Raw genomic sequence first — 21,580 nt, forward strand, 5'->3', positions numbered from 1 at the left:
GCGCCATGTCTGCCAACGTTGCCTACCTGCAAGATTCCCAGGCGCTGGACCAACTCCAGGACCTGTTCAACGCCCAACAGCGCGCCTATGCCGCCAACCCGATGCCGCCGGCGGCGCAACGCCAGCAGTGGCTCAAGGCCTTGCGCGACGTGCTCAGCGACGAACGCCAGGCGTTGATCAACGCGATCAGCCAGGACTTCAGCCACCGCAGCGCCGACGAAACCCTGTTCGCCGAACTGATGCCCAGCCTGCATGGCATTCACTACGCCAGCAAACACCTCAAGGGCTGGATGAAGCCTTCGCGCCGCGCCGTAGGCCTGGCCTTCCAGCCCGCGTCAGCCAAAGTCATCTATCAACCGCTGGGCGTGGTCGGGGTGATCGTGCCTTGGAATTACCCGTTGTACCTGGCCATCGGCCCGCTGGTCGGTGCATTGGCCGCCGGTAACCGGGTGATGCTCAAGCTCAGCGAATCCACCCCGGCCACCGGCGAACTGCTCAAGACGCTGCTGGCGAAGATCTTTCCCGAGGACCTGGTGTGCGTGGTGCTGGGCGAGGCAGAGGTGGGCATGGCGTTTTCCAGGCTGCGTTTCGACCACCTGCTGTTCACCGGCGCCACTAGCATCGGCAAACACGTGATGCGCGCGGCGGCCGAGCACCTCACGCCGGTCACCCTGGAGCTGGGCGGCAAGTCGCCGGCCATCGTGTCCGCCGATGTTCCGCTCAAGGACGCCGCCGAACGCATCGCCTTCGGCAAAGCCTTGAACGCCGGGCAGACCTGCGTGGCGCCGGACTACGTGCTGGTCCCGGAAGATCGTGTGGAAGGGTTCGTCGAGGCCTACACCCAAGCCATTCGCGGGTTTTATCCGACCCTGGCAGACAACCCGGACTACACCGCCATCATCAACGAACGGCAATTGGCGCGGCTCAATGCCTACACCAAGGACGCCACCGACAAAGGCGCCACCCTGATCCCGCTGTATGAGCAAGGCCAGGCACGGCGCATGGCCCACAGCCTGCTGCTGAATGTCAGCGACGACATGACGGTGATGCAGGACGAGATCTTCGGCCCGCTGCTGCCCATCGTGCCCTATCGCGGCCTCGACCAGGCCTTCGCCTACATCAACCAGCGCCCTCGCCCGCTGGCCCTGTATTACTTCGGCTACAACAAGCGCGAACAGGAGCGTGTGCTGCACGAGACCCATTCCGGCGGCGTGTGCCTGAACGACACCCTGCTGCACGTGGCCCAGGACGACATGCCATTTGGCGGCATCGGCCCCTCGGGCATGGGCCACTACCACGGTCACGAAGGCTTTCTCACCTTCAGCAAGGCCAAGGGCGTGCTGGTGAAACAGCGCCTGAACGCCGCGAAATTGATCTACCCGCCGTACGGAAAATCCATCCAGAAGTTGATCCAGAAGCTGTTTATCCGCTGATCACGCCACTCTCGGGATAACAATAACAATGAACCCCAGCCTGACTGAAACACCCGCGCTGTCACGGCGCGGCGTCTTGAAAATCGGCCTGTGCGCCAGCGCCTTCCTGGCCACCGCCGGGCTTGGCGCCAGCCTCAGCGGCTGCTCCAGCAGCACGCCGGCCAGCGGTTTTGTGATGTTGCGCAGCAGTGATTTGCCGTTCCTGCGCGCCGTCATCCCGGTACTGCTTGAAGGTGTGGCCAGCGCCCAGGAAGTTGCCAGCACAATGGAAGACACGCTGAAAAAGCTCGACTTCAGCCTGCAACGCCTGTCGCCGGAGATGTTCAAGCTCACCCAGCAACTGTTCGACGTGCTGGGCATGGGCATCACCCGCGGACCGTTGACCGGGATCTGGGGCAGTTGGGAAAACGCCAGCAGCGAGCAGATCCGCAACTTCCTGCACCGCTGGGAGAACAGTTACCTGAACCTGTTGCGCATGGGCCAGGGCTCGCTGCTCAAGCTGGTGATCATGGCGTGGTACTTCCAGCCGGCGTCGTGGGCCCACTGCGGCTATCCCGGCCCACCAAAGATCTAAGCCTTGATAACCCAACCCAAAATGTGGGAGCGGGCTTGCTCGCGAAAGCGGTGTGTCAGCCAATACATTCTTCACTGATGTACCGCCTTCGCGAGCAAGCCCGCCCCCACATTTTGATTGCAACTTCGTAGCGACCGACACCTATAACAACAAGAGTGCATGTCTATGCCCGTACCCGATCTGTTCCGTGATGGCCTGGCCCGTGGCTGGAAAACCCACAATGGCGCTGCCCTCGACAGCGACCTGACCCTGGAAGCCGACGTAGCCATCATCGGCAGCGGCGCCGGGGGCGGTACCACCGCCGAAATCCTCAGTGCCGCCGGCTACAAAGTGTTGCTGATCGAGGAGGGCCCGCTCAAGACCAGCAGCGACTTCAAGCTGCTCGAAGACGAGGCCTACACCAGCCTGTACCAGGAAGGCATCGGCCGCATGAGCAAGGACGGCGCGATCACCATCCTGCAAGGTCGGGCGGTAGGCGGCACCACGCTGATCAACTGGACATCGAGCTTTCGCACACCAGACGCCACCCTTTCCCACTGGGCCAGCGAATACGCGGTGAAGGGCCACAGCAGCGCCGAGATGGCGCCGTGGTTTGAAAAAATGGAGCAGCGCCTGGGCATCGCCCCCTGGGCCATGCCGCCGAATGCCAACAACGAGGTGATCCGCAAAGGCTGCGAGAAGCTCGGCTACAGCTGGCACGTGATCCCGCGCAACGTGCGCGGCTGCTTCAACCTGGGGTATTGCGGCATGGGGTGCCCGGTCAACGCCAAGCAATCGATGCTGGTGACCACGATCCCGTCCACCCTGGAAAAAGGCGGTGAGCTGCTCTACCTCGCCCGCGCCGAACGCCTGAAATTCACCGGCGACACCATCAGCAGCCTGGAATGCGTGGCGATGGACGCCCTGTGCGTGGCGCCCACAGGGCGCAGGATCAGCGTGAAGGCCAAGCACTACGTGCTGTCTGGCGGCGGCATCAACAGCCCGGCCCTACTGATGCGCTCGGACGCGCCCGACCCGCACTCGCGCCTGGGCAAGCGGACCTTTTTGCACCTGGTGAATTTTTCCGCCGGGCTGTTCGACGAGGTGATCAACCCGTTCTACGGCGCACCGCAGTCGATCTACTCCGACCATTTCCAATGGCAGGACGGCACCACCGGCAAAATGTCGTACAAGCTTGAGGCGCCGCCCCTGCACCCGGCGCTGGCCAGTACCCTGCTCGGTGGCTACGGCACGCAAAACGCCCTGGACATGAGCCAACTGCCCAATACCCACGCGATGCTCGCCCTGCTGCGCGATGGCTTTCACCCCGACAGCCCCGGTGGCAACGTGGAGTTGCGCGGCGACGGTACGCCGGTGCTCGACTATCAGGTCTCGGACTACGCCTGGGACGGCCTGCGCCGGGCATTCCACAGCATGGCCGAGATTCAGTTCGCGGCGGGCGCCAAGTCGGTCAAGCCGCTGCATCACGATGCGCGCTACGTCAAAACCCTGGCCGAAGCCCGTACCCTGATCGAAGGCCTGAAGCTGGAACTGCACCGCACCTGCCTGGGCAGCGCCCATGTGATGGGCGGTTGCGCCATGGGCGAAGAGCCGAAAAATGCGGTGGCCGACAGCCTCGGGCGCCATCACCAATTACGCAACCTGTCGATCCACGATGGCTCGCTATTCCCCACCAGCATTGGGGCAAACCCGCAATTGTCGGTGTATGGATTGACCGCGCAATTGGCCACTGCCTTGGCCGAACGTCTGAAAACAGCGTGAAAAAACGTCGGATAAGCGGCCTCTATCTACATAAGTCGACTTGGCCGACCGGGATGGCTGCGATACCATCCGGTTCCCCAACGGACTCCGCCAGGACGACGCGATGAACCGAGTGTTGTACCCAGGTACTTTCGACCCGATTACCAAAGGCCATGGCGATCTGGTCGAACGCGCCTCACGCTTGTTCGACCATGTGATCATCGCGGTCGCAGCCAGCCCCAAGAAAAACCCGCTGTTCCCCCTGGAACAGCGCGTGGAGCTGGCGCGTGAAGTCACCAAGCACCTGCCCAATGTGGAAGTGGTGGGCTTCTCGACGCTGCTGGCGCATTTCGCCAAAGAGCAGAACGCCAATGTGTTCCTGCGCGGCCTGCGCGCGGTGTCGGACTTCGAATACGAATTCCAGCTGGCCAACATGAACCGCCAACTGGCGCCGGACGTGGAGAGCCTGTTTCTCACGCCGTCGGAACGTTATTCGTTCATTTCCTCGACGTTGGTTCGTGAAATCGCCGCGTTGGGTGGAGATATCACCAAGTTCGTCCACCCGGCCGTCGCCGATGCACTGACCCTGCGCTTCAAAAAGTAACTTGGCCCGTAGTGAGCGGGCTTGCCCGCGCCCGCGGTGTGTCAGGTTAGCTTGAGGCGCCTGGTCGATCGCAGCGCGGGGCAGCCCGCTCACTACAGCCATAGGTCAGAGCTGCTCGCACTGCGGGCGCCAATGCGGCACAATTGCGCGCATTAGTTTTCAGATGCCCTGGCTGACAGCCCTGGCAGGAGTTTCCATGTCCCTGATCATCACCGACGATTGCATCAACTGCGACGTCTGCGAACCCGAGTGCCCGAACGCTGCCATTTCCCAAGGTGAAGAGATCTACGTGATCGATCCGAACCTGTGCACACAGTGCGTCGGCCACTATGACGAACCTCAGTGCCAGCAGGTCTGCCCGGTGGATTGCATTCCGCTGGATGAAGCCCATCCGGAGACGGAAGAGCAGTTGATGGAGAAGTACCGCAAGATTACTGGCAAGGCCTGAAGATTTTCAGTGCCTGCAAGGGCCTCATCGCGGGCAAGCCCGCTCCCACATTTTGACCGTGTGAACCCGATCAAGTGTGGGAGCGGGCTTGCCCGCGATGGCGGCATCAGCCCTCACACCGCAATCAGCTTTGACACCTTGGGCAAAACACACTCGCCCTCTGCCCCAGCACCACATTGCGCAACTCAGTCCCGCACACCTTGCACGCCTCGTTCCCCCGGCCATAGACAAACAGCTCCTGCTGGAAGTACCCCGGCTGCCCGTCCCCACCGATAAAGTCGCGCAATGTCGTACCGCCCCGCTCGATCGCAGCGGCCAGGATGCGCTTGATCTCGATCGCCAGCTTCAAATAGCGCCCACGGGAAATACCGCCCGCCGCACGACGCGGATCAATCCCCGCCGCAAACAACGCCTCGGTCGCATAGATGTTGCCCACACCAACCACCACCGCGTTGTCCATGATGAACGGCTTCACCGCCATCGACTTGCCGCGAGACAGTTGAAACAAACGCTCACCGTCGAACAGGTCGGTCAACGGCTCCGGCCCCAGGCGCAGCAGCAGCTCGTGGTTGTGCGGGTCCTGGCTCCAGAGCATCGCGCCAAAGCGCCGCGGGTCGGTGTAGCGCAGGGCCAGGCCAGACTCCAGCTCGATGTCCACATGCTCATGCTTGGCCGCTGGCATGCCGACCTCCACCAGGCGCAGGTTGCCCGACATGCCCAGGTGGCTGATCAAGGTGCCCACTTCGGCATTGATCAACAGGTACTTGGCGCGCCGCTCCACCAGCACGATGCGCTGCCCGGACAGGCGCACATCCAGGTCTTCCGGGATCGGCCAGCGCAGGCGCCGCTCACGGACCACCACACGGCTGACGCGTTGGCCTTCCAGGTGCGGCGCGATCCCGCGCCGGGTGGTTTCGACTTCAGGTAACTCGGGCATGCGTACCTCGTGAAAGAAGGGTCAGTGGGCGCCCAGTTCGCGGATCGACAACTTCATGCTTTCGAAGTCGTAGTCCGACAGGCCCACGTAGTCCAGCACCAGATGGCCGATGGCATTCCACTCATGATCGACAGTCTGGTTGCCCAGCACGCGGTACGACGAGCCGATGTGCTCGGCCATTTTGAGGATCGCCAGCAGGTTTTTCAGCTGCGGATTGCGCGACGATTCATCGCTGAAGATCGCCAGGGCGTTGTGGTGGTTGGCGATGGCGTCGGTCACATGCTCCGGCAGGCGCCAGGATTTGGCGGTGTAGTAGCCGACCACCGCGTGGTTGGTGTTGAACGCGTTGTTCTCGGTGTCGACCACGCGGCAGTCGGGGCCGGCGTTGGCATAGGCCTCTTCGAGCACCGTCATGTAGTTGGGGAAGCGCTTGAGCATCAGCGGCACGCCGCAATCGTGGAACAGGCCGAGGGCGTAGGCCTCGTCCACCGCCTGGGCACCGATGCGCTTGGCCAGGGTCAGGCAGGTCATGGCCACGTCCTGGGCAGTGTCCCAGAAGCGGTTGAGGGTGACGATGGTGTCGTCGCTCATCTCGCCCTTGATCGACAGGGCGTTGATCAGGTTGATGATCGAACGGCTGCCCAGCAGGTTCACGGCGCGCTGGATCGAGGCGATCTTGTTGCTCAAGCCGTAATACGACGAGTTGACGATCTTCAGCAACGCCCCGGACAGGCCCGGGTCCTGGGCGATCAGCCGGGCGATCACTTCCAGGTCCGGGTCAGGCATGTACTGCTCCATCTGCAGATCCACCATGATCTGCGGTTGAGGCGGCACACTGATGCCTTGCAGGGCCTGCTGGATCTGTTCGGCGGATAGCTCTTGGGACATAAGTACTTACTCTGGGCTAGGCGGGGATTCTAACCTCTATGGGAACCTGACCGACACCTCAAAAACCGGAACTGAAACCCGATCCAATGTGGGAGCTGGCTTGCCTGCGATGGCCTCACCGCCGTACGTCAGATACACCGCGCCGTCTGCATCGCAGGCAAGCCAGCTCCCACATGAAACGGCGTGCAACAGGTATACTCCCGCTCTTTTTTCCGGAGCGACGTCATGTCCCTGCCAAGCCTGCGTCTCAAAGCCAACGCCGATCGTCGTTTGCGCAACGGCCACCTGTGGGTCTACAGCAACGAAATCGACGTGGCCGCCACCCCACTCCACGGCTTCCAGGCAGGCGACCAGGCTATCCTGGAAGCGGCCGGCGGCAAGACCCTGGGCATCGTGGCCATGAGCCCGAACAACCTGATCTGCGCCCGCCTGCTGTCGCGTGACATCAAGTTGCCGCTGGACAAGTCGCTGCTGGTGCACCGCCTGAACGTCGCCCTGTCCCTGCGTGACCGCCTGTTCGACAAGCCGTTCTACCGCCTGGTCTACGGCGATTCCGACCTGTTGCCAGGCCTGGTGGTCGACCGTTTCGGCGACATCCTGGTGGTACAGATCGCCTCGGCGACCATGGAAGCCCATAAAGAAGACGTGATCGCCGCCCTGACCCAAGTGCTCAAGCCCAGCGGCATCCTGTTCAAGAACGACTCCGCCGCACGCGACGCCGAAGGCCTCAACCGCTACGTCGAAACCGTGTTCGGCCTGGTGCCGGAGTGGGTGGCGCTGGAAGAAAACGGCGTGAAATTCGAAGCCCCGGTGATCCAGGGCCAGAAAACCGGCTGGTTCTACGACCACCGCATGAACCGCGCGCGCCTGGCCCCTTACGCCAAGGGCAAGCGCGTACTGGACCTGTACAGCTACATCGGCGGCTGGGGCGTGCAAGCTGCGGCCTTTGGTGCCAGTGAAGTATTCTGCGTCGACGCTTCCGCCTTCGCCCTCGACGGCGTGGAGCGCAACGCCGCGCTGAACGGCTTTGCCGAGAAAATGACCTGCATCGAAGGCGACGTGTTTGAAGCCTTGAAAGAACTGAAAGCCAGCGAAGAACGCTTCGACGTGATCGTCGCCGACCCACCGGCGTTCATCAAACGCAAAAAAGACATGAAGAACGGCGAAGGCGCCTACCGCCGCCTCAACGAGCAAGCCATGCGCCTGCTCAGCAAGGACGGCATCCTCGTCAGCGCTTCGTGCTCCATGCACCTGCCGGAAGACGACCTGCAAAACATCCTGCTGACCAGCGCCCGCCACCTGGACCGCAATATCCAGATGCTCGAACGCGGCGGCCAAGGCCCGGATCACCCGGTGCATCCGGCGATTGCCGAGACGCGCTACATCAAGAGCATCACGTGCCGGTTGCTGCCTAACAGCTAAGTAGAGTTAGAACGCAGAACAAAATGTGGGAGCGGGCTTGCTCGCGAATGCGGTGGATCAGTTACAAAGTTGTTAACTGACACACCGCATTCGCGAGCAAGCCCGCTCCCACACTTTTTTGCGCAGTGCCAGAAACATTGTTCCGACTTCTACAAGCCACTTTTTTTGATTGAATTCCATTTTCCGCAGACTAGTATCGATTTCTGGTTCTACTCCGGGAAAACAAAAACAATGTCTGGGCCCGCCCTCTCGCGCTTCATCCTGATCACCTGCATTTCCCTGATCAGCTTCTTTCCGATCAATATCCTGCTGCCCTCCTTCCCCGCCCTGTCCGCCCACTTCGATACGCCCACCGCTGACGTCGCGCTGTCCATCAGCCTGTTCACGCTGGTCTTTGCGATCTCCCAACTGGTGGCCGGCCCGCTGTCGGATAAATGGGGGCGCAAGGAAGTGCTGATCGGCTGCATCAGCCTGTCGATCCTCGGCGCCATCGGTTGCGCATGGGCGCCGGATTACCTGAGCTTCCTGCTGTTTCGCAGTGTCCAGGCCATGGGCTGTGGATTTTTCGTGCTGGGCCACGCGCTGGTGGAAGACCTGTTCGACGAACAAGACCGCGCCCGCGTGCGCCTGTATTACATGACCTTGAGCGGCTCGTTTGTCGCGCTGTCACCGCTGATCTTCATGGACACGCTGCAGCTTTCCGAATACCAATACGCGCTGGTGCTGATGGTGTACGGCGTGGCCTACCTGCTCGGCGGCGTCGTGGCGTCGTATTTGCAAAAACGCATCACGCTGTCGCGGCAGATAAACATCGGCCTCGGCTTGCTGAGTGTCGCCGGGGTGCTGCTGACATTGATTGTCGGCATGCACGCCATCACCACGGTGACCTTGCTGATCCCGATGCTGATCAGCGCCCTGGCCGTGACCCTGGTAAGACCCGCCGCGATTTCCGCAGCGATGCTGCTGTTTTCCAGCAGCGCCGGCACGGCCGCGTCGGCGGGCAACAGCATCATGTTCCTCACCGCCGCCGTCAGCAGCGCGGCACTGGCCCAGGCCGGCGAGCATCTGCTGCTGAGCATCGCCCTCAGTTTTATCGTGCTCAGCCTATGGGGGCTGGTGACCAACCGGCAGACTACGGCTCGCGCATTACCGGCGTGAGCAGCATGTCACTGGTCTGCAATTGCCGGTAACGCGGCTTGACCAGTTCGATCCTGCCGATGCGGATGTCGTGGATCAGCGTTTCGGTGTCCACATAGCCGTCCGGCAGTTGCGTCCAGACCAGTGGGCCGCGATCGTCCCATTGGCCTTTCTCATCCAGGGCAAAGATGCGCGGTGGCTTGGAGTCTTGGCGGTAGCCGGTGTTTGGAATCGCCAGCACTTCGGGCTGGCCGTCCAGGTCCAGATCCACCGCCCACAACACACAGTTGGACTCGCACGGTGAGTCGGTAGCCAGGCTCAGTTCGGCAAACTGCTCGCTGCCCTTGGGCTTGGGACCGATCCATTCGAGTTCGGGCTTGGGCCGGCGGGCGCGCTCCTTTTCATACTGTTCGCTGAAACTCAGCGCCGTGTCGTCCATGCGCTCGCGCAAGGCACGACGCGAATCCGCGTCAAGAATGCGCTCTTTATCCAGATCCTCCTGCAACTTGGCGTAAGCCTCCTCGCCGGCCTTCTCCAGGCCAAAACGCAGGTAGTGCGCATCAAAGGCCTCGGCCTTGGTGCGCCCGTCCAGCAAGCGTTGCACCTGATCATTCACACTGATCTGTACCGGGTTGAGCAGCGGCGTGTTGATCAACACCACCAGCGCACAAAACAGCAACGCCAGTGCCGGGTTGGTCACACGCAAGTTGCCCAGCCACACCGGTTTACGCAGCACCACCGCCCACACCGCCGCCAGGCCGTACAAACCACACAGTGATGCCGCCGCCAGCGCAATGAACCGTTGCGGCGACAAGGCGTATTGCTCGACCCGCAGCCAGCTCGAATAAAACGCCAGCGCCGCGAGCACCGGCAGGCACAACAGGCTCAACTCGATAAACCGCGTCAGCCACTTTGGATACGGCCGAGGCTGCGCGCCATCCTGGAACACCCCGTTGAGCAGAAACAGCTGAGCCCCGGCCAGCACCAGCAAAATCGGTGTGGAATAGCCCGTCGCCCATATCCGCCCAAGCCCGGTAAACGGCAGGGCCAGGGTAAACAGCACGCTGATCAGCGCAATCAACGGCAGTAGCAAACCACACGCGCTGAACAGCATGCCGCGCATCTGGCCGATGACTTTTTCACTGCGGGCCGCCAAGTACATGCCGAGCGCGAACACCAGTGGCAGGGCGAAACACAGGAACAACTCACTCCAGAAATGATGCTCGAAGAACTCGATGCCCAACATCAGGAACAGCCGGCCCCACAGCTTGAGCAACGCCATGAACAGCCCCACCAGGATCAACGCGTAGAGCACGATGAACACGCTGTTCCAGGCTTGCTGGAACAGGTCTTCATAGCGCCAGCGCTGGCCTTTGGCCGAGGGCCAGGCAAACAGGAAGCTGGCGCAGACGTAGCTCAGCACCACCACACTGATAAACCACGAGTTGATCGCCCAACGGTTGTCGCCGATATGCTCGACGCCATAACACACCCACAACGTCATGCCGCCCATCAGCAGGGTGAACAGCAGCGTCGGCAACAGCGAACGCCAGTGCCGGACTTTTTCCCCGAGCAACTGCAACGTGGTGCCGCCCACCAGGACCAGGGTGTAGGTGACAAAAAACAGCGCTTCGTTCAAGCGATACAGCTGGTCGGAGTAATAGAAGGCGATTCCCTGGACCAGGCCGATCAGCAGGTAGAACCCAAGAAAACGATTGATACCGGGCATTCCAGTTCCTTTGGAGTGGAGAGGGACAAAAAAGGCCGCCAGTCTAAACAAAGCCGCAGGCCCTGTATTGCCCCGTTCCCTCCAGCCGCCAGCGGTGTAGAATCGGCCCTATTCATCGCCAGTCATCCCCCGGCGGGTTTATGAGCTCGAGGCCCAAGCACGCGGCGATCCCGCGACGCGAGTGGCAACTTCCGGACACACGGCCATTTTTCGGGTGTTCCAGTCGTGAAATAGAAGCTCACTCCCCTTTAGTACTTGATTAGCCGCCCGGAGTGCTCCAATGCCTGATTACCGCTCGAAAACATCCACCCACGGCCGCAACATGGCCGGCGCGCGCGCACTGTGGCGTGCCACGGGGATGAAAGATGACGACTTCAAGAAGCCGATCATCGCGATTGCCAACTCGTTCACCCAGTTCGTACCCGGCCATGTCCACCTCAAGGACCTGGGCCAACTGGTCGCCCGCGAGATCGAACGCGCCGGCGGTGTGGCGAAAGAATTCAACACCATCGCCGTCGACGACGGCATCGCCATGGGCCATGACGGCATGCTGTATTCCCTGCCGAGCCGCGAGATCATCGCCGACTCCGTGGAATACATGGTCAACGCCCACTGCGCCGACGCCATCGTGTGCATCTCCAACTGCGACAAGATCACCCCCGGCATGCTGATGGCCGCCCTGCGCCTGAACATCCCGGTGATCTTCGTCTCCGGCGGCCCGATGGAAGCCGGCAAGACCAAGCTCGCCTCCCACGGCCTCGACCTGGTAGACGCCATGGTCATCGCCGCCGATTCCAGCGCTTCTGACGAGAAGGTCGCGGAATACGAGCGCAGCGCTTGCCCTACGTGCGGCTCGTGCTCCGGCATGTTCACCGCCAACTCGATGAACTGCCTGGTGGAAGCCCTGGGCCTGGCCTTGCCGGGCAACGGTTCGACACTGGCCACCCACAGCGACCGCGAGCAGCTGTTCCTGCAGGCCGGCCGCACCATCGTCGAGCTGTGCAAGCGTTACTACGGCGAGAACGATGACTCGGTGTTGCCGCGCAACATTGCCAACTTCAAGGCGTTCGAAAACGCCATGACCCTGGACATCGCCATGGGCGGTTCCACCAACACCATCCTGCACTTGCTGGCCGCGGCCCAGGAAGCCGAGATCGATTTCGACCTGCGCGACATCGACCGCCTGTCCCGCCACGTGCCGCAGCTGTGCAAAGTCGCGCCGAACATCCAGAAGTACCACATGGAAGACGTGCACCGCGCCGGCGGGATCTTCTCGATCCTCGGCTCCCTGGCCCGTGGCGGCCTGCTGCACACCGACCTGCCGACCGTGCACAGCCGCAGCATGGAAGAAGCCATCGCCAAGTGGGACATCACCCAGACAGACGACGAAGCGGTGCACCACTTCTTCAAGGCTGGCCCGGCCGGCATCCCGACGCAAACCGCGTTCAGCCAGTCGACCCGTTGGGACACGCTGGATGACGACCGTGAAAACGGCTGCATCCGCAGCGTCGAGCACGCCTACTCAAAAGAAGGCGGCCTGGCCGTGCTGTACGGCAACATCGCTCTGGATGGCTGCGTGGTGAAAACCGCCGGTGTGGATGAATCCATCCACGTCTTCGAAGGCCGCGCCAAGATCTACGAAAGCCAGGACAGCTCGGTTCGCGGCATCCTCGCCGACGAAGTGAAGGAAGGCGACATCGTGATCATCCGCTACGAAGGCCCGAAAGGCGGCCCGGGTATGCAGGAAATGCTCTACCCGACCTCCTACCTGAAATCCAAGGGCCTGGGCAAAGCCTGCGCCTTGCTGACCGACGGCCGTTTCTCCGGCGGCACCTCGGGCCTGTCCATCGGCCACGCTTCGCCGGAAGCCGCAGCCGGCGGCGCGATCGGCCTGGTGCAGGATGGCGACAAGGTGCTGATCGACATTCCGAACCGCTCGATCAACCTGTTGATCAGCGATGAAGAACTGGCGGCACGCCGGGTCGAGCAGGACAAGAAGGGGTGGAAGCCGGTGGAGAAGCGTCCGCGCAAAGTCACCACCGCGTTGAAAGCCTATGCCCTGCTGGCCACCAGTGCCGACAAGGGTGCCGTGCGTAACAAGGCGATGCTTGACGGGCTATAACCCCCCTCAGCGTCTCAAAAATGCCCCGATCTTCGGGGCATTTTTTTGCCCGCTCGCTGGAACTAAATGTCATCAGCTACCGATAAACAAACTGACCCTACCGAACTCAGCACTGCAAATGCCCGTTCATGGTTTCAGTTTTCTAACAGGTAACGCTCATGCCCAGAATCGCGCCTGCACCTTCTTTCACTGTTGCCCCGCAACTCCAGCATCCTCCACAACACAAAGCAAACCTGCCGCCAAACGGGGCAACGGCCCTTGGTGAACATTTCTACCTATTCCAAGGCCCGACACAGCAGTCTCCCAGAAAACTGGTCATCAGCGCCCATGGCGCCTACCTTCCGGGTATGAACTTGAAAGTGCCAGAGAACACGTCTCTTGTTTTTTATGGCCCGGATGGCCATTCGCTGCAAGACCCCACCCTGGGTGGCGTAGCCCGAGAAACCGTGAATATTTACGAGAAAACGCGCCCAGGTGAAGACGTCCGAAATTATCTGCTCGGCAAATACCCGGAGGACTCTTACAACAACATTCGGTATACCGTGAACAACTCGGACTTCGACGTGCTGACTGTACGCAACCGGAAAACCCCTTCACTCGCCTTGAGGAACATAGCCATCACTTTGCAGGATGCCCTGACGGAGGTGAATAACAAGGGGCTGCAGTATCAAGAGATTCACGCTTCATTCTGTCGCCCGAACCTGCTTAATCCTGCAGCACCTCTATACCGTGCCACTTTGCGTGAAGAAAGTTGCGATACAGTCCCGGCAACTGGAGCGCCGATACAGGATAAGTCGTCAGGCTGAAACGCCGCGCATAAAAAGTGCCCGCCAAGAGCCGGGCATTTTTTATCCGGCTGAAATCAGAACTGTGGAGTGTAGGTCATGGTGAACATCACATTGCGCGGGTCGCCATAGTAGTTACTGCCCCAGTTCGCGTTGTACGCCGGGATGTAGTACTTCTTGTCGAACATATTGTTCAGGTTCGCCGCGACGGTGAACTCCTGGTTGATCTTGTAGGCCACCCGCGAATCCCACAGTGCATTGCCCGGCACGCTGAAGGTGCGGTCGTAGGCGACGGTGCTGCTTTGCGCCGTCACGCCAGCACCGACGCTGAACTTCTGCCAGTCCCCCGGCAATTGGTAGTCGCCCCACACCTTGAGCAGGTGCTTGGGCGTCCAAGTGCTGAAGACCTTGCCTTCGTAGGTGTCGTCCTTGAGGAACTTGGTGGTGTTGTAGGTGTAGCTGGAGACCAGTTGCAGACCCGGCAGCACTTCACCGCCCAATGTGGCTTCAAAACCCTGGCTGCGGACCTTGCCCGAGGCCACCGAGCAGTACCAGCCATTGCAGTTCATCGGCCCTTGCAGGTCCTGGACGCCACGGTTTTCCTGGTCGTAGCGGAAGATCGCAAACGAGGTGTTGAGGCGGCCATCGGCCAGTTCACCCTTGATGCCCAGCTCGTAGTTCTTGCCCTCGATAGGCTTGAGCAGCGAGCCGGAGGTGGTCAGGTTGGTTTGCGGCTCGAACGCATCGGCGTAGCTGGCGTAGGCCGACCATTGATCGTTCAGGGCATAGACCAGGCCTGCATACGGGGTGACCTTGCCGGAGGTTTGCGTGGTGCTTTCCTCGGCAGCGCCGTACACGCCCTGGCGACCGTTCTGGCCGATGTAGGAGTACTCATACCAACTGGTGCGCGCGCCGAGGATCAGCGTGAGCGGGTCCAGCACCTTGACGCGCCAGGTGCCGTAGATGCCTTTCTGGCGAATGTCATACCAGCTCTTCGAGGCGTTCCCCGCCTGGAACAACTGGTATTTGTCGCGCTGCACACGGTTGTGGTCGATGTTGAAAATATCCGCGCCATTCGTTGCCGCCCGCGCCCACTGGTCGTCGGTGGTGAGTTTGGAATAGTTGGCGCCCAGGACCATTTCCTGTTGGAAACCCAGGCCGTCGAACTTGCCGTTGACATACACGTCCGCGCCACGACTTTTGGTATTGAAGTCGGTCACCCAGTCGATGTAGCGCACATTGCCCGTATCACCGGGGTTGGGGACGGTATCCCACGTCGCCTGGTACGTCGCGTCGTTATGCTCGTCCATTGCCACCAGCGCAGCCTTCACTTTCCAGTCATCGTTGAAACGATGCTCCAGGTCGGCGAACACCTGGGTCTGGTTGTTGACGGCACGGTTCCAGCTGGCGCCGACAAAGGTCGAACGCGGCAGGCCGATATCACTGCCATTGGCGTAGCGGGGCAACGACATGAAATTGGGGCGTGAGTGGCCTTTCTGGTTACTGATGCCGACGCCCACGGTAGTGTCTGGCGTGAAGTCGTAGTCGACGGCGCCGTAGACGGTCTGGTTCCAGCCGCCCGCGTAATCGACGAAGGAGTTGGTGGTGTCGTAATCCGCCACAAACCGGCCGCGCAAGGTGCCTTCCGGGTTGAGCGGGCCACCGGCATCGACTTGGGTGCCGTAGTGGTCCCACGAGCCGGCCTTGGCGGTGATGGTCACTGTGGGCGCCTGCTGGCCACGCTTGCGCACCAGATTCATGGTGCCGCCGGGGCTGTTGGCGCCTTGCAGCAAGGCGGCCGGGCCGCGCAGGGTTTCGACGCGGTCGTAGATCGCCATGTTTTCGGTGAGGTAGCTGCCCAGTGTGTAGGTGTTACGCGGGATGCCCACGCCGTCGTATTGCAGCGTGCCCACTTCGAAACCACGGGAGAAGATGAACATGCCAGGGCCAGGAGATTTGGTCGCCGTCAGGCCGGGCGTGCGCTTGACCACATCGGACAGCTTGGTGGTGTTCTGGTCGTCCATCTGCTTGCGGGTCATGACGCTGACCGACTGCGGGATGTCCTTGAGTTTCTGCTCGCCCTTGCCGATGGTCACGGCCCCCGTGGTGTAGGAGCCGGTACCTTCGGTGGTGACGCCCAGGCGCTCGGCACTGATGGTGGTGGCGCCGACTTCGAGGGTGCCACCGGCGTCCACACGCTTTTCCAGGGTGACGGTATCGGCATTGATAAACGCTGCGCTCAAGCCCGTGCCGCCGAGCAGTTGCCCCAAGGCTTCACGCTGCCCCAGGTTGCCCTTCACCCCCGGCGACACCACCCCCTGGGTCAACTCACCATTCACCAACACCTGCACCCGCGTCAGCGCCGAAAATGCCGCCAGCGCACCGTCCAGGCTTTGCCCTGGAATATCGAAGCGGTAAGTCTGGGCCTGGATGGTCTCAGCAGCCTGCAAATACAGCGGCGCAGTGCCGCTGGCCAAGGAAATGGCCAGTGCCAGCAAGGGCCGTGCGGCGTATCGGTGTGCCATGAATGGTGCTCCCCGGTGCAAAAAAGTCGGTGATCGGCGCCGCACTACTTGAGAGTGCTTACTATTTACGCCTCAGTGATCAAGGACGATGCCCCACCGGGAAACCCTGAAAATATTTTGAAAAAGTTGCCGTCAGGACGCTTTGCCTTCGCGCAACACCAGCAAATACGGGGTGTAGCGCTCGGCATGCAGGTTGAGGGTGTATTCCAGCGCCCTGATTACGGCATCGGGTTTGTCGATCTCAAACACGCCGGAGACCACGCGATTGCGCAACGCGTCGCCAAGCACCAAGGTCTTGCCGGGCCAGTAACGGTTCAACTCGTTGACCACTTCCGACAGCGGCTGTTGGCGGAACACCAGTTGGCGCTGGCGCCAGGCGAAACCGCTGGCGGGATCGAAAGCGTGCACGTCGGCGAGGCGCTGGTCCTGATATTCCACCGCCCGTCCCGGCGCCAGGTAGACCGGCTCGCCCATGCCCGCACTGACCTGCACCTTGCCCTCGGCCACCTGCACCCGCGTCTGCGCATCGCGCCGCGCCACGCTGAACTGGGTGCCGACCACCTTGACCCAGCCCTCACCGGACTGCACCACGAACGGCCGCGCCGGGTCCTTGGTCACGCTGAAAAAACCTTCGCCACGCAGCAGACGAATCTGACGCTCGCCGCCGCTCATGCGCACTTGAATCGCGCTGTCGGTGTTGAGTTGCAACTGAGAGCCATCGGCCAATTCGACCGTGCGCGATTCGCCGGTGCCGGTGGCGTAGTCCGCGCGCAGGCGGTCGAGCCAGGGCGTGTTCTGTACGGTCAGCCCAACCGCCAGCAGCACGGCAGCGGCATAAGCCCAGCGCCGCGCGGGTTTGCGCCACGCGGCCTGCTCGGCGCGGCGGATCAACCGTGCCGGTTCACGCAAACCGCCGAGCATCGCCTGCACTTCCTGCCACGCGTCGTCCTGGGGCTGGCCCTGCCCGAGCCAGGCGGCAAAGGCGTCCATCTCGGCCGGGGTCACGTCCTCGGCCTGCAAGCGGAAGTACCAGGCGCACGCTTCTTCGAACAACGCGTCGGCAGTGGGTAACGCAGTCATGTCCGACGTCCTTGTGCATCGCAGGCAAGCCGCGTCTTGATGTAGGCGCGGCATTCAATCAAGGCGCGACGCAATTGGTATTCCACGCTGCGCGGGGTGATAGACAGGCGTTCGCCAATCTGGCGGTAGGAAAGTTCGTCGACATGATAGAGCAGGAAGATCTGCCGAGTCGCCTCGGGCAACGCCAGGATCGCGTCCTGCATCAGTTGCTCCTGCTGGTAGGCGGCCAATTGTTCATCGGCGCCGGGGTTGCTGCACGGCAGTTCTTCGCTGGGCTCGCCGGCGTCCAGGCGCTCACGGCGAATGGCCTGGCGCTGGTGATCGCGCACCAGGTTACTGGCGATGGTGAAGAGAAAGGCCGGGAGGTTGTCGATCTTCTCGCCGGAGTCCAACCGGGCCAGGCGCAGGAACGATTCCTGGGTCAGGTCGGCGGCTACCTGGGCGCTGCCGGTGCGGCGGGTGACGAAGGCTTCGAGGGCTTTCTTCTGCTCCGCGAACAGGCGCGCGATCTGCGAATTCCAGGAGAGCACGGCACTACCTTGAGGTGAACGAGGGGTTCAGGAGGTGCGCACGCTAGCAGAGGATGAGATTGGTTCGCAATTGAAATCTATTTTTTGCTGGGGGTCATGCGGTGTTTTTGAGGCCGTCTTCGCGAGCAAGCCCGCTCCCACAGTTGACCGCGTTTCAACATGAGAATGCGGTCAAAATGTGGGAGCTGGCTTGCTCGCGAATGCAGGCGACTCGGTGTTACTGAATGTCATCCGGTTTGACGATCACCCAATTCTTGTCCGCCGTCACCGCCAGCCCTTCCTTGGCCTGCGCCGCCGCGTGCTTGGCCATCATGCCGTTGAGCTGGGTCATGTATTTGTCCTTGCGGTTGATCCACAAATGCACGCCGCCCTTGGCCACGTCCACATCGTGGAACAGCATGTAGCCATCGCTCGTTGGTGTGTCGCCGCCCACCAGCACCGGTTTTTTCCACTCGTCGATGTAGGTCAGGATCGCCGCGTGTTTACCGGCCATCCAGGTGGCCGGGGTCCACAGGTAAGGGGTGAGTTCGAGGCCGAGGTTGGCTTTCTCGTCATATTTGCCGGCGCTGATCTGTTTGCGTGCGGTGGTCAGCTCGCCGGTCTTGCGGTCCTTGAGCAGGGTGGTCACGCCGATGACGTTCTCGGGTTTGACGTTGTAGCCGTACTTCGGATCGGCAGCGACCATGCGCACCAGTTCTTCCGAGGCAGCGGTCATCACATACACGTCGATGCCGTTTTCCATCAGCTTGTTGTACAGCTCCTGCTGGCCGGTGAAGACTTTCGGCGGCTGCACTTCGGATTTTTTCACCACGTCGCCTTCGAAATAGCTGACAGGTACCGGCTTGCCGGAGGCCATCAGTTCGTCGACCTGGACCTTGAGTTCCTTGAGGGTGAACCCCGAAAACACCTGGGCGACCCACGGGTAGCAGACCATGTCGTCCACTTCGCAGAGGCGATAGTAGTAACTGAACAGACTTTCCTTATGGTCGGCAGTGTCTTTGAACGGCATAAGCTTGAGCGACGGATCAAGGCTGTCGCGGGTGATCAGGCCCTTGTTTTCCATGTAGGGCAACAGGGACTCTTCGAGGTCGTAGCGGTAGCTGGTGTTGTCCATGTCGAACACCGCGAAATTGCCCTTGTTGGCGTTGGCGGCGATCATTTTGTTCAGTTGCTCGGCGGCCGGGGCCGGCCAGTGTTTCAACTCGGTGGCGGCCATGGCGTGGCCAGCAAGGCCCAGGCACAGCGCGGCGGCAAACATTCTCGAAGCGAGCTTCATATGCGTTTTCTCCCTGAGTGAAAGACATCGACGCTAACAAATCCCTGTGACAGTTAGCGCCCGAGCACGACCGCTTGCGTCCTGATTCCGCCAACGCCATATACCTGAGCGTCAAAGGCTTATTCCAAAAGCGACAGTCACCATTCGATATCGGTATTAAATCAATATATTTCAAGCTGTTAGGCTTTCCGGTTCGCAATCGCAGGCTCACGCGATTGGCAGCCTCTGACGGAGCTTCAATGAATCTGCCTCTGATTCTCAACTTACTGGTGTTCGTGGTCCTGTTACTGGGCCTGGCACAAACCCGCCGCACAAACTGGAGCCTGGCCAAGAAGGTGTTGTTCGCCCTGGCACTGGGCGTGGCGTTCGGTGTGGCACTGCATAGCATTTACGGCGCCGGCAACCCGGTGCTCAAGGCTTCCATCGGCTGGTTCGACCTGGTCGGCAACGGTTATGTGCAATTGCTGCAAATGATCGTGATCCCGCTGGTATTTGCTTCGATCCTCAGCGCCGTGGCGCGGTTACACAACGCCGCGTCCCTGGGCAAGATCAGCTTCCTGACCATCGGCACACTGTTGTTCACCACCGCGATCGCGGCGTTGATCGGTATCGGCCTGACCAACCTGTTCGGCCTCACCGCCGAAGGCCTGGTGGCCGGCACCCAGGAAATGGCGCGCCTGCAGGTGATCCAGAGTGATTACGCGGGCAAGGTCGCCGACCTGAATATCCCGCAGTTGCTGCTGTCGTTCGTGCCGTCGAACCCGTTCGCCGACCTGGCGCGGGCCAAGCCGACGTCGATCATCAGCGTGGTGATTTTCGCCGCGTTCCTGGGGGTTGCCGCGCTGCAACTGCTCAAGGATGACGTGGAAAAAGGCCAGAAAGTGCTCAACGCCATCGACACCCTGCAAGCCTGGGTGATGCGCCTGGTGCGCCTGGTGATGAAATTGACGCCGTACGGCGTATTGGCGCTGATGACCAAGGTGGTCGCCGGTTCCAACCTGCAAGACATCATCAAGCTCGGCAGTTTCGTGGTGGTGTCGTACCTGGCCCTGGGCCTGATGTTCGTGGTGCACGGCCTGCTGCTGTCCCTGGCCGGGATCAACCCGCTGCGCTTTTTCCGCAAGGTCTGGCCGGTGCTGACATTTGCCTTCACCAGCCGCTCCAGCGCGGCGGCGATCCCATTGAGCATCGAGGCGCAGACCCGTCGCCTGGGCATCCCGCACTCCATCGCCGGTTTCGCCGCCTCGTTTGGCGCGACCATCGGCCAGAATGGTTGCGCGGGTCTTTACCCGGCGATGTTGGCGGTGATGGTGGCGCCGACCGTGGGCATCAACCCGCTCGACCCGCTGTGGATCGCGACGCTGGTGGCGATTGTGACCCTGAGTTCGGCCGGTGTGGCGGGCGTGGGCGGCGGCGCGACGTTTGCCGCGCTGATCGTGCTGCCGGCGATGGGCTTGCCGGTGTCATTGGTGGCGTTGCTGATTTCCGTGGAGCCACTGATCGACATGGGCCGCACGGCGTTGAACGTGAACGGCTCGATGACGGCCGGGGCGATTACCAGCCAGATCATGGGGCAGACGGATAAAGCCGTATTGGATGCCGATGAGCACGCCGAACTAGCCCAAGCCTAAACTTGTAGTGAGCGGGCTTGCCCCGCGCTGGGCGGCGAAGCCGCCCCAACAGGTACGCCGCGGTGCTTCAGGAAAAACGCGGTGTCTGGTTTTGGGGCGGCTTCGCCGCCCAGCGCGGGCAAGCCCGCTCACTACGGGCTGTCAGGCTTTTTTCCAGACTTCGAAGTTGTAGGCAGGCTTGTCACCTTCAGCCGGATTTTCTTGGTTGGAAACCAGCTTCCACTGGTTCAAATCAAACTCCGGAAACCACGCATCCCCCTGCGGGCTCAACGCCACCCGCGTCAAATACAGGCGGTCCGCCTGCTCCAGCCCCTGCGCATACAACTGCGCACCGCCGATCAGCATCAGCTCATCCACGCCCTGCTCCAGCGCCCACGCTTCGGCGCGCTCAACCGCAGCGTCCAGCGACGGAAAAACCTCGGCACCTTCCAGCACCAGATCGGTCTGACGGCTGACCACAAGGTTCAAGCGCCCCGGCAACGGTCGGCCCAGGGAATCCCAGGTCTTGCGCCCCATGATGATCGGCTTGCCGAGCGTGGTGGCCTTGAAATATTTGAAATCCCCCGGCAAATGCCAGGGCATGCTGTTGTCGACGCCGATCACGCGGTTTTCACCGAGGGCTGCGATCAGGCTTAAAGGGAGAGTTTTTTTCATGGCGACGAGAATACCAGAGCCCCGAGTCAGGGGTTATGCTCCAGGCTCACAAACACAACAGGACG

The 21,580-nt window shown here is 61.4% G+C and carries 18 protein-coding genes; 10 read left to right on the forward strand and 8 right to left on the reverse strand.

What is annotated here, in order from left to right:
- The first annotated feature begins 5 nt into the window (after positions 1-5).
- The 5 genes from PSH81_RS25580 (at position 6) to PSH81_RS25600 (ending at position 4,799) form a co-directional block, all read left to right on the forward strand.
- Complete coding sequence (locus PSH81_RS25580; protein ID WP_226454569.1) at positions 6-1,433, forward strand: coniferyl aldehyde dehydrogenase; 1,428 nt, start codon at positions 6-8, stop codon at positions 1,431-1,433.
- A 28-nt stretch (positions 1,434-1,461) separates the two neighbouring features.
- Positions 1,462-2,007 (forward strand): twin-arginine translocation pathway signal protein, encoded by a 546-nt coding sequence (locus PSH81_RS25585; RefSeq protein ID WP_226454570.1) that lies wholly within the window; start codon positions 1,462-1,464, stop codon positions 2,005-2,007.
- A gap of 165 nt (positions 2,008-2,172) precedes the next feature.
- Complete coding sequence (locus PSH81_RS25590) at positions 2,173-3,768, forward strand: GMC family oxidoreductase (RefSeq protein ID WP_305391687.1); 1,596 nt, start codon at positions 2,173-2,175, stop codon at positions 3,766-3,768.
- Between the two features lie 103 nt (positions 3,769-3,871).
- Positions 3,872-4,351, forward strand: a complete 480-nt coding sequence (gene coaD / locus PSH81_RS25595; RefSeq protein WP_003176711.1) for a pantetheine-phosphate adenylyltransferase — start codon at positions 3,872-3,874, stop codon at positions 4,349-4,351.
- A 196-nt stretch (positions 4,352-4,547) separates the two neighbouring features.
- Entirely contained in the window at positions 4,548-4,799 is a 252-nt protein-coding gene (locus tag PSH81_RS25600) for a YfhL family 4Fe-4S dicluster ferredoxin (protein ID WP_003195146.1), read from the forward strand.
- A 124-nt stretch (positions 4,800-4,923) separates the two neighbouring features.
- Here PSH81_RS25600 and mutM read toward each other — a convergent pair whose 3' ends face one another.
- Together mutM and PSH81_RS25610 are read right to left on the reverse strand one after the other, a co-directional pair.
- On the reverse strand, positions 4,924-5,736 hold the full coding sequence (gene mutM / locus PSH81_RS25605) for a bifunctional DNA-formamidopyrimidine glycosylase/DNA-(apurinic or apyrimidinic site) lyase (protein WP_305391688.1): 813 nt from the start codon (positions 5,734-5,736) through the stop codon (positions 4,924-4,926).
- A gap of 21 nt (positions 5,737-5,757) precedes the next feature.
- Positions 5,758-6,570 carry an HDOD domain-containing protein gene (locus PSH81_RS25610; protein ID WP_192298234.1) on the reverse strand — a complete coding sequence of 271 codons (813 nt, stop codon included), beginning with the start codon at positions 6,568-6,570 and terminating at the stop codon, positions 5,758-5,760.
- 279 nt (positions 6,571-6,849) lie between these two features.
- Here PSH81_RS25610 and PSH81_RS25615 point away from each other — a divergent pair, with 279 nt between their 5' ends.
- Positions 6,850-8,046: a class I SAM-dependent rRNA methyltransferase gene (locus tag PSH81_RS25615; protein ID WP_003195152.1), complete on the forward strand. Its 1,197-nt coding sequence runs from the start codon at positions 6,850-6,852 to the stop codon at positions 8,044-8,046.
- Positions 8,047-8,277: 231 nt separating this feature from the next.
- Complete coding sequence (locus PSH81_RS25620) at positions 8,278-9,204, forward strand: MFS transporter (protein ID WP_305391689.1); 927 nt, start codon at positions 8,278-8,280, stop codon at positions 9,202-9,204.
- On the opposite strand, the gene PSH81_RS25625 is transcribed toward PSH81_RS25620, so the two are convergent.
- A complete protein-coding gene (locus PSH81_RS25625; RefSeq protein ID WP_226454574.1) occupies positions 9,179-10,912 on the reverse strand; it encodes a DUF4153 domain-containing protein in 1,734 nt (577 codons plus the stop codon). The two genes, PSH81_RS25620 and PSH81_RS25625, sit on opposite strands and share 26 nt — an antisense overlap.
- A gap of 280 nt (positions 10,913-11,192) precedes the next feature.
- On the opposite strand from PSH81_RS25625, the gene ilvD reads away from it, so the two are divergent.
- Positions 11,193-13,034, forward strand: a complete 1,842-nt coding sequence (gene ilvD, locus PSH81_RS25630; RefSeq protein WP_192297858.1) for a dihydroxy-acid dehydratase — start codon at positions 11,193-11,195, stop codon at positions 13,032-13,034.
- Positions 13,035-13,192: 158 nt separating this feature from the next.
- Complete coding sequence (locus PSH81_RS25635) at positions 13,193-13,840, forward strand: putative adhesin (RefSeq protein ID WP_305391690.1); 648 nt, start codon at positions 13,193-13,195, stop codon at positions 13,838-13,840.
- A gap of 56 nt (positions 13,841-13,896) precedes the next feature.
- On the opposite strand, the gene PSH81_RS25640 is transcribed toward PSH81_RS25635, so the two are convergent.
- The 4 genes from PSH81_RS25640 to PSH81_RS25655 all read right to left on the reverse strand — a co-directional run bounded on the left by PSH81_RS25640 (position 13,897) and on the right by PSH81_RS25655 (position 19,230).
- Positions 13,897-16,344, reverse strand: coding sequence for a TonB-dependent siderophore receptor (locus tag PSH81_RS25640; protein ID WP_305391691.1), 2,448 nt, complete (start codon positions 16,342-16,344; stop codon positions 13,897-13,899).
- Positions 16,345-16,476: 132 nt separating this feature from the next.
- Positions 16,477-17,424 carry a FecR family protein gene (locus tag PSH81_RS25645; protein ID WP_305391692.1) on the reverse strand — a complete coding sequence of 316 codons (948 nt, stop codon included), beginning with the start codon at positions 17,422-17,424 and terminating at the stop codon, positions 16,477-16,479.
- The gene (locus PSH81_RS25650; RefSeq protein WP_192297862.1) at positions 17,421-17,954 is read right to left on the reverse strand and encodes an RNA polymerase sigma factor; all 534 of its coding nucleotides are present in this window, start codon (positions 17,952-17,954) and stop codon (positions 17,421-17,423) included. Before PSH81_RS25650 ends, PSH81_RS25645 begins: the two co-directional genes overlap by 4 nt.
- 217 nt (positions 17,955-18,171) lie before the next feature.
- Positions 18,172-19,230: a haloacid dehalogenase-like hydrolase gene (locus tag PSH81_RS25655; protein WP_370694873.1), complete on the reverse strand. Its 1,059-nt coding sequence runs from the start codon at positions 19,228-19,230 to the stop codon at positions 18,172-18,174.
- 239 nt (positions 19,231-19,469) lie between these two features.
- On the opposite strand from PSH81_RS25655, the gene PSH81_RS25660 reads away from it, so the two are divergent.
- Positions 19,470-20,861: an L-cystine transporter gene (locus tag PSH81_RS25660; RefSeq protein ID WP_226454578.1), complete on the forward strand. Its 1,392-nt coding sequence runs from the start codon at positions 19,470-19,472 to the stop codon at positions 20,859-20,861.
- A gap of 141 nt (positions 20,862-21,002) precedes the next feature.
- Here PSH81_RS25660 and PSH81_RS25665 read toward each other — a convergent pair whose 3' ends face one another.
- Entirely contained in the window at positions 21,003-21,515 is a 513-nt protein-coding gene (locus PSH81_RS25665; RefSeq protein WP_192297864.1) for a dihydrofolate reductase, read from the reverse strand.
- Positions 21,516-21,580 lie beyond the last annotated feature (65 nt).

It is taken from the genome of Pseudomonas sp. FP2335 (assembly GCF_030687535.1).
Taxonomy (GTDB): Bacteria; Pseudomonadota; Gammaproteobacteria; order Pseudomonadales; family Pseudomonadaceae; genus Aquipseudomonas.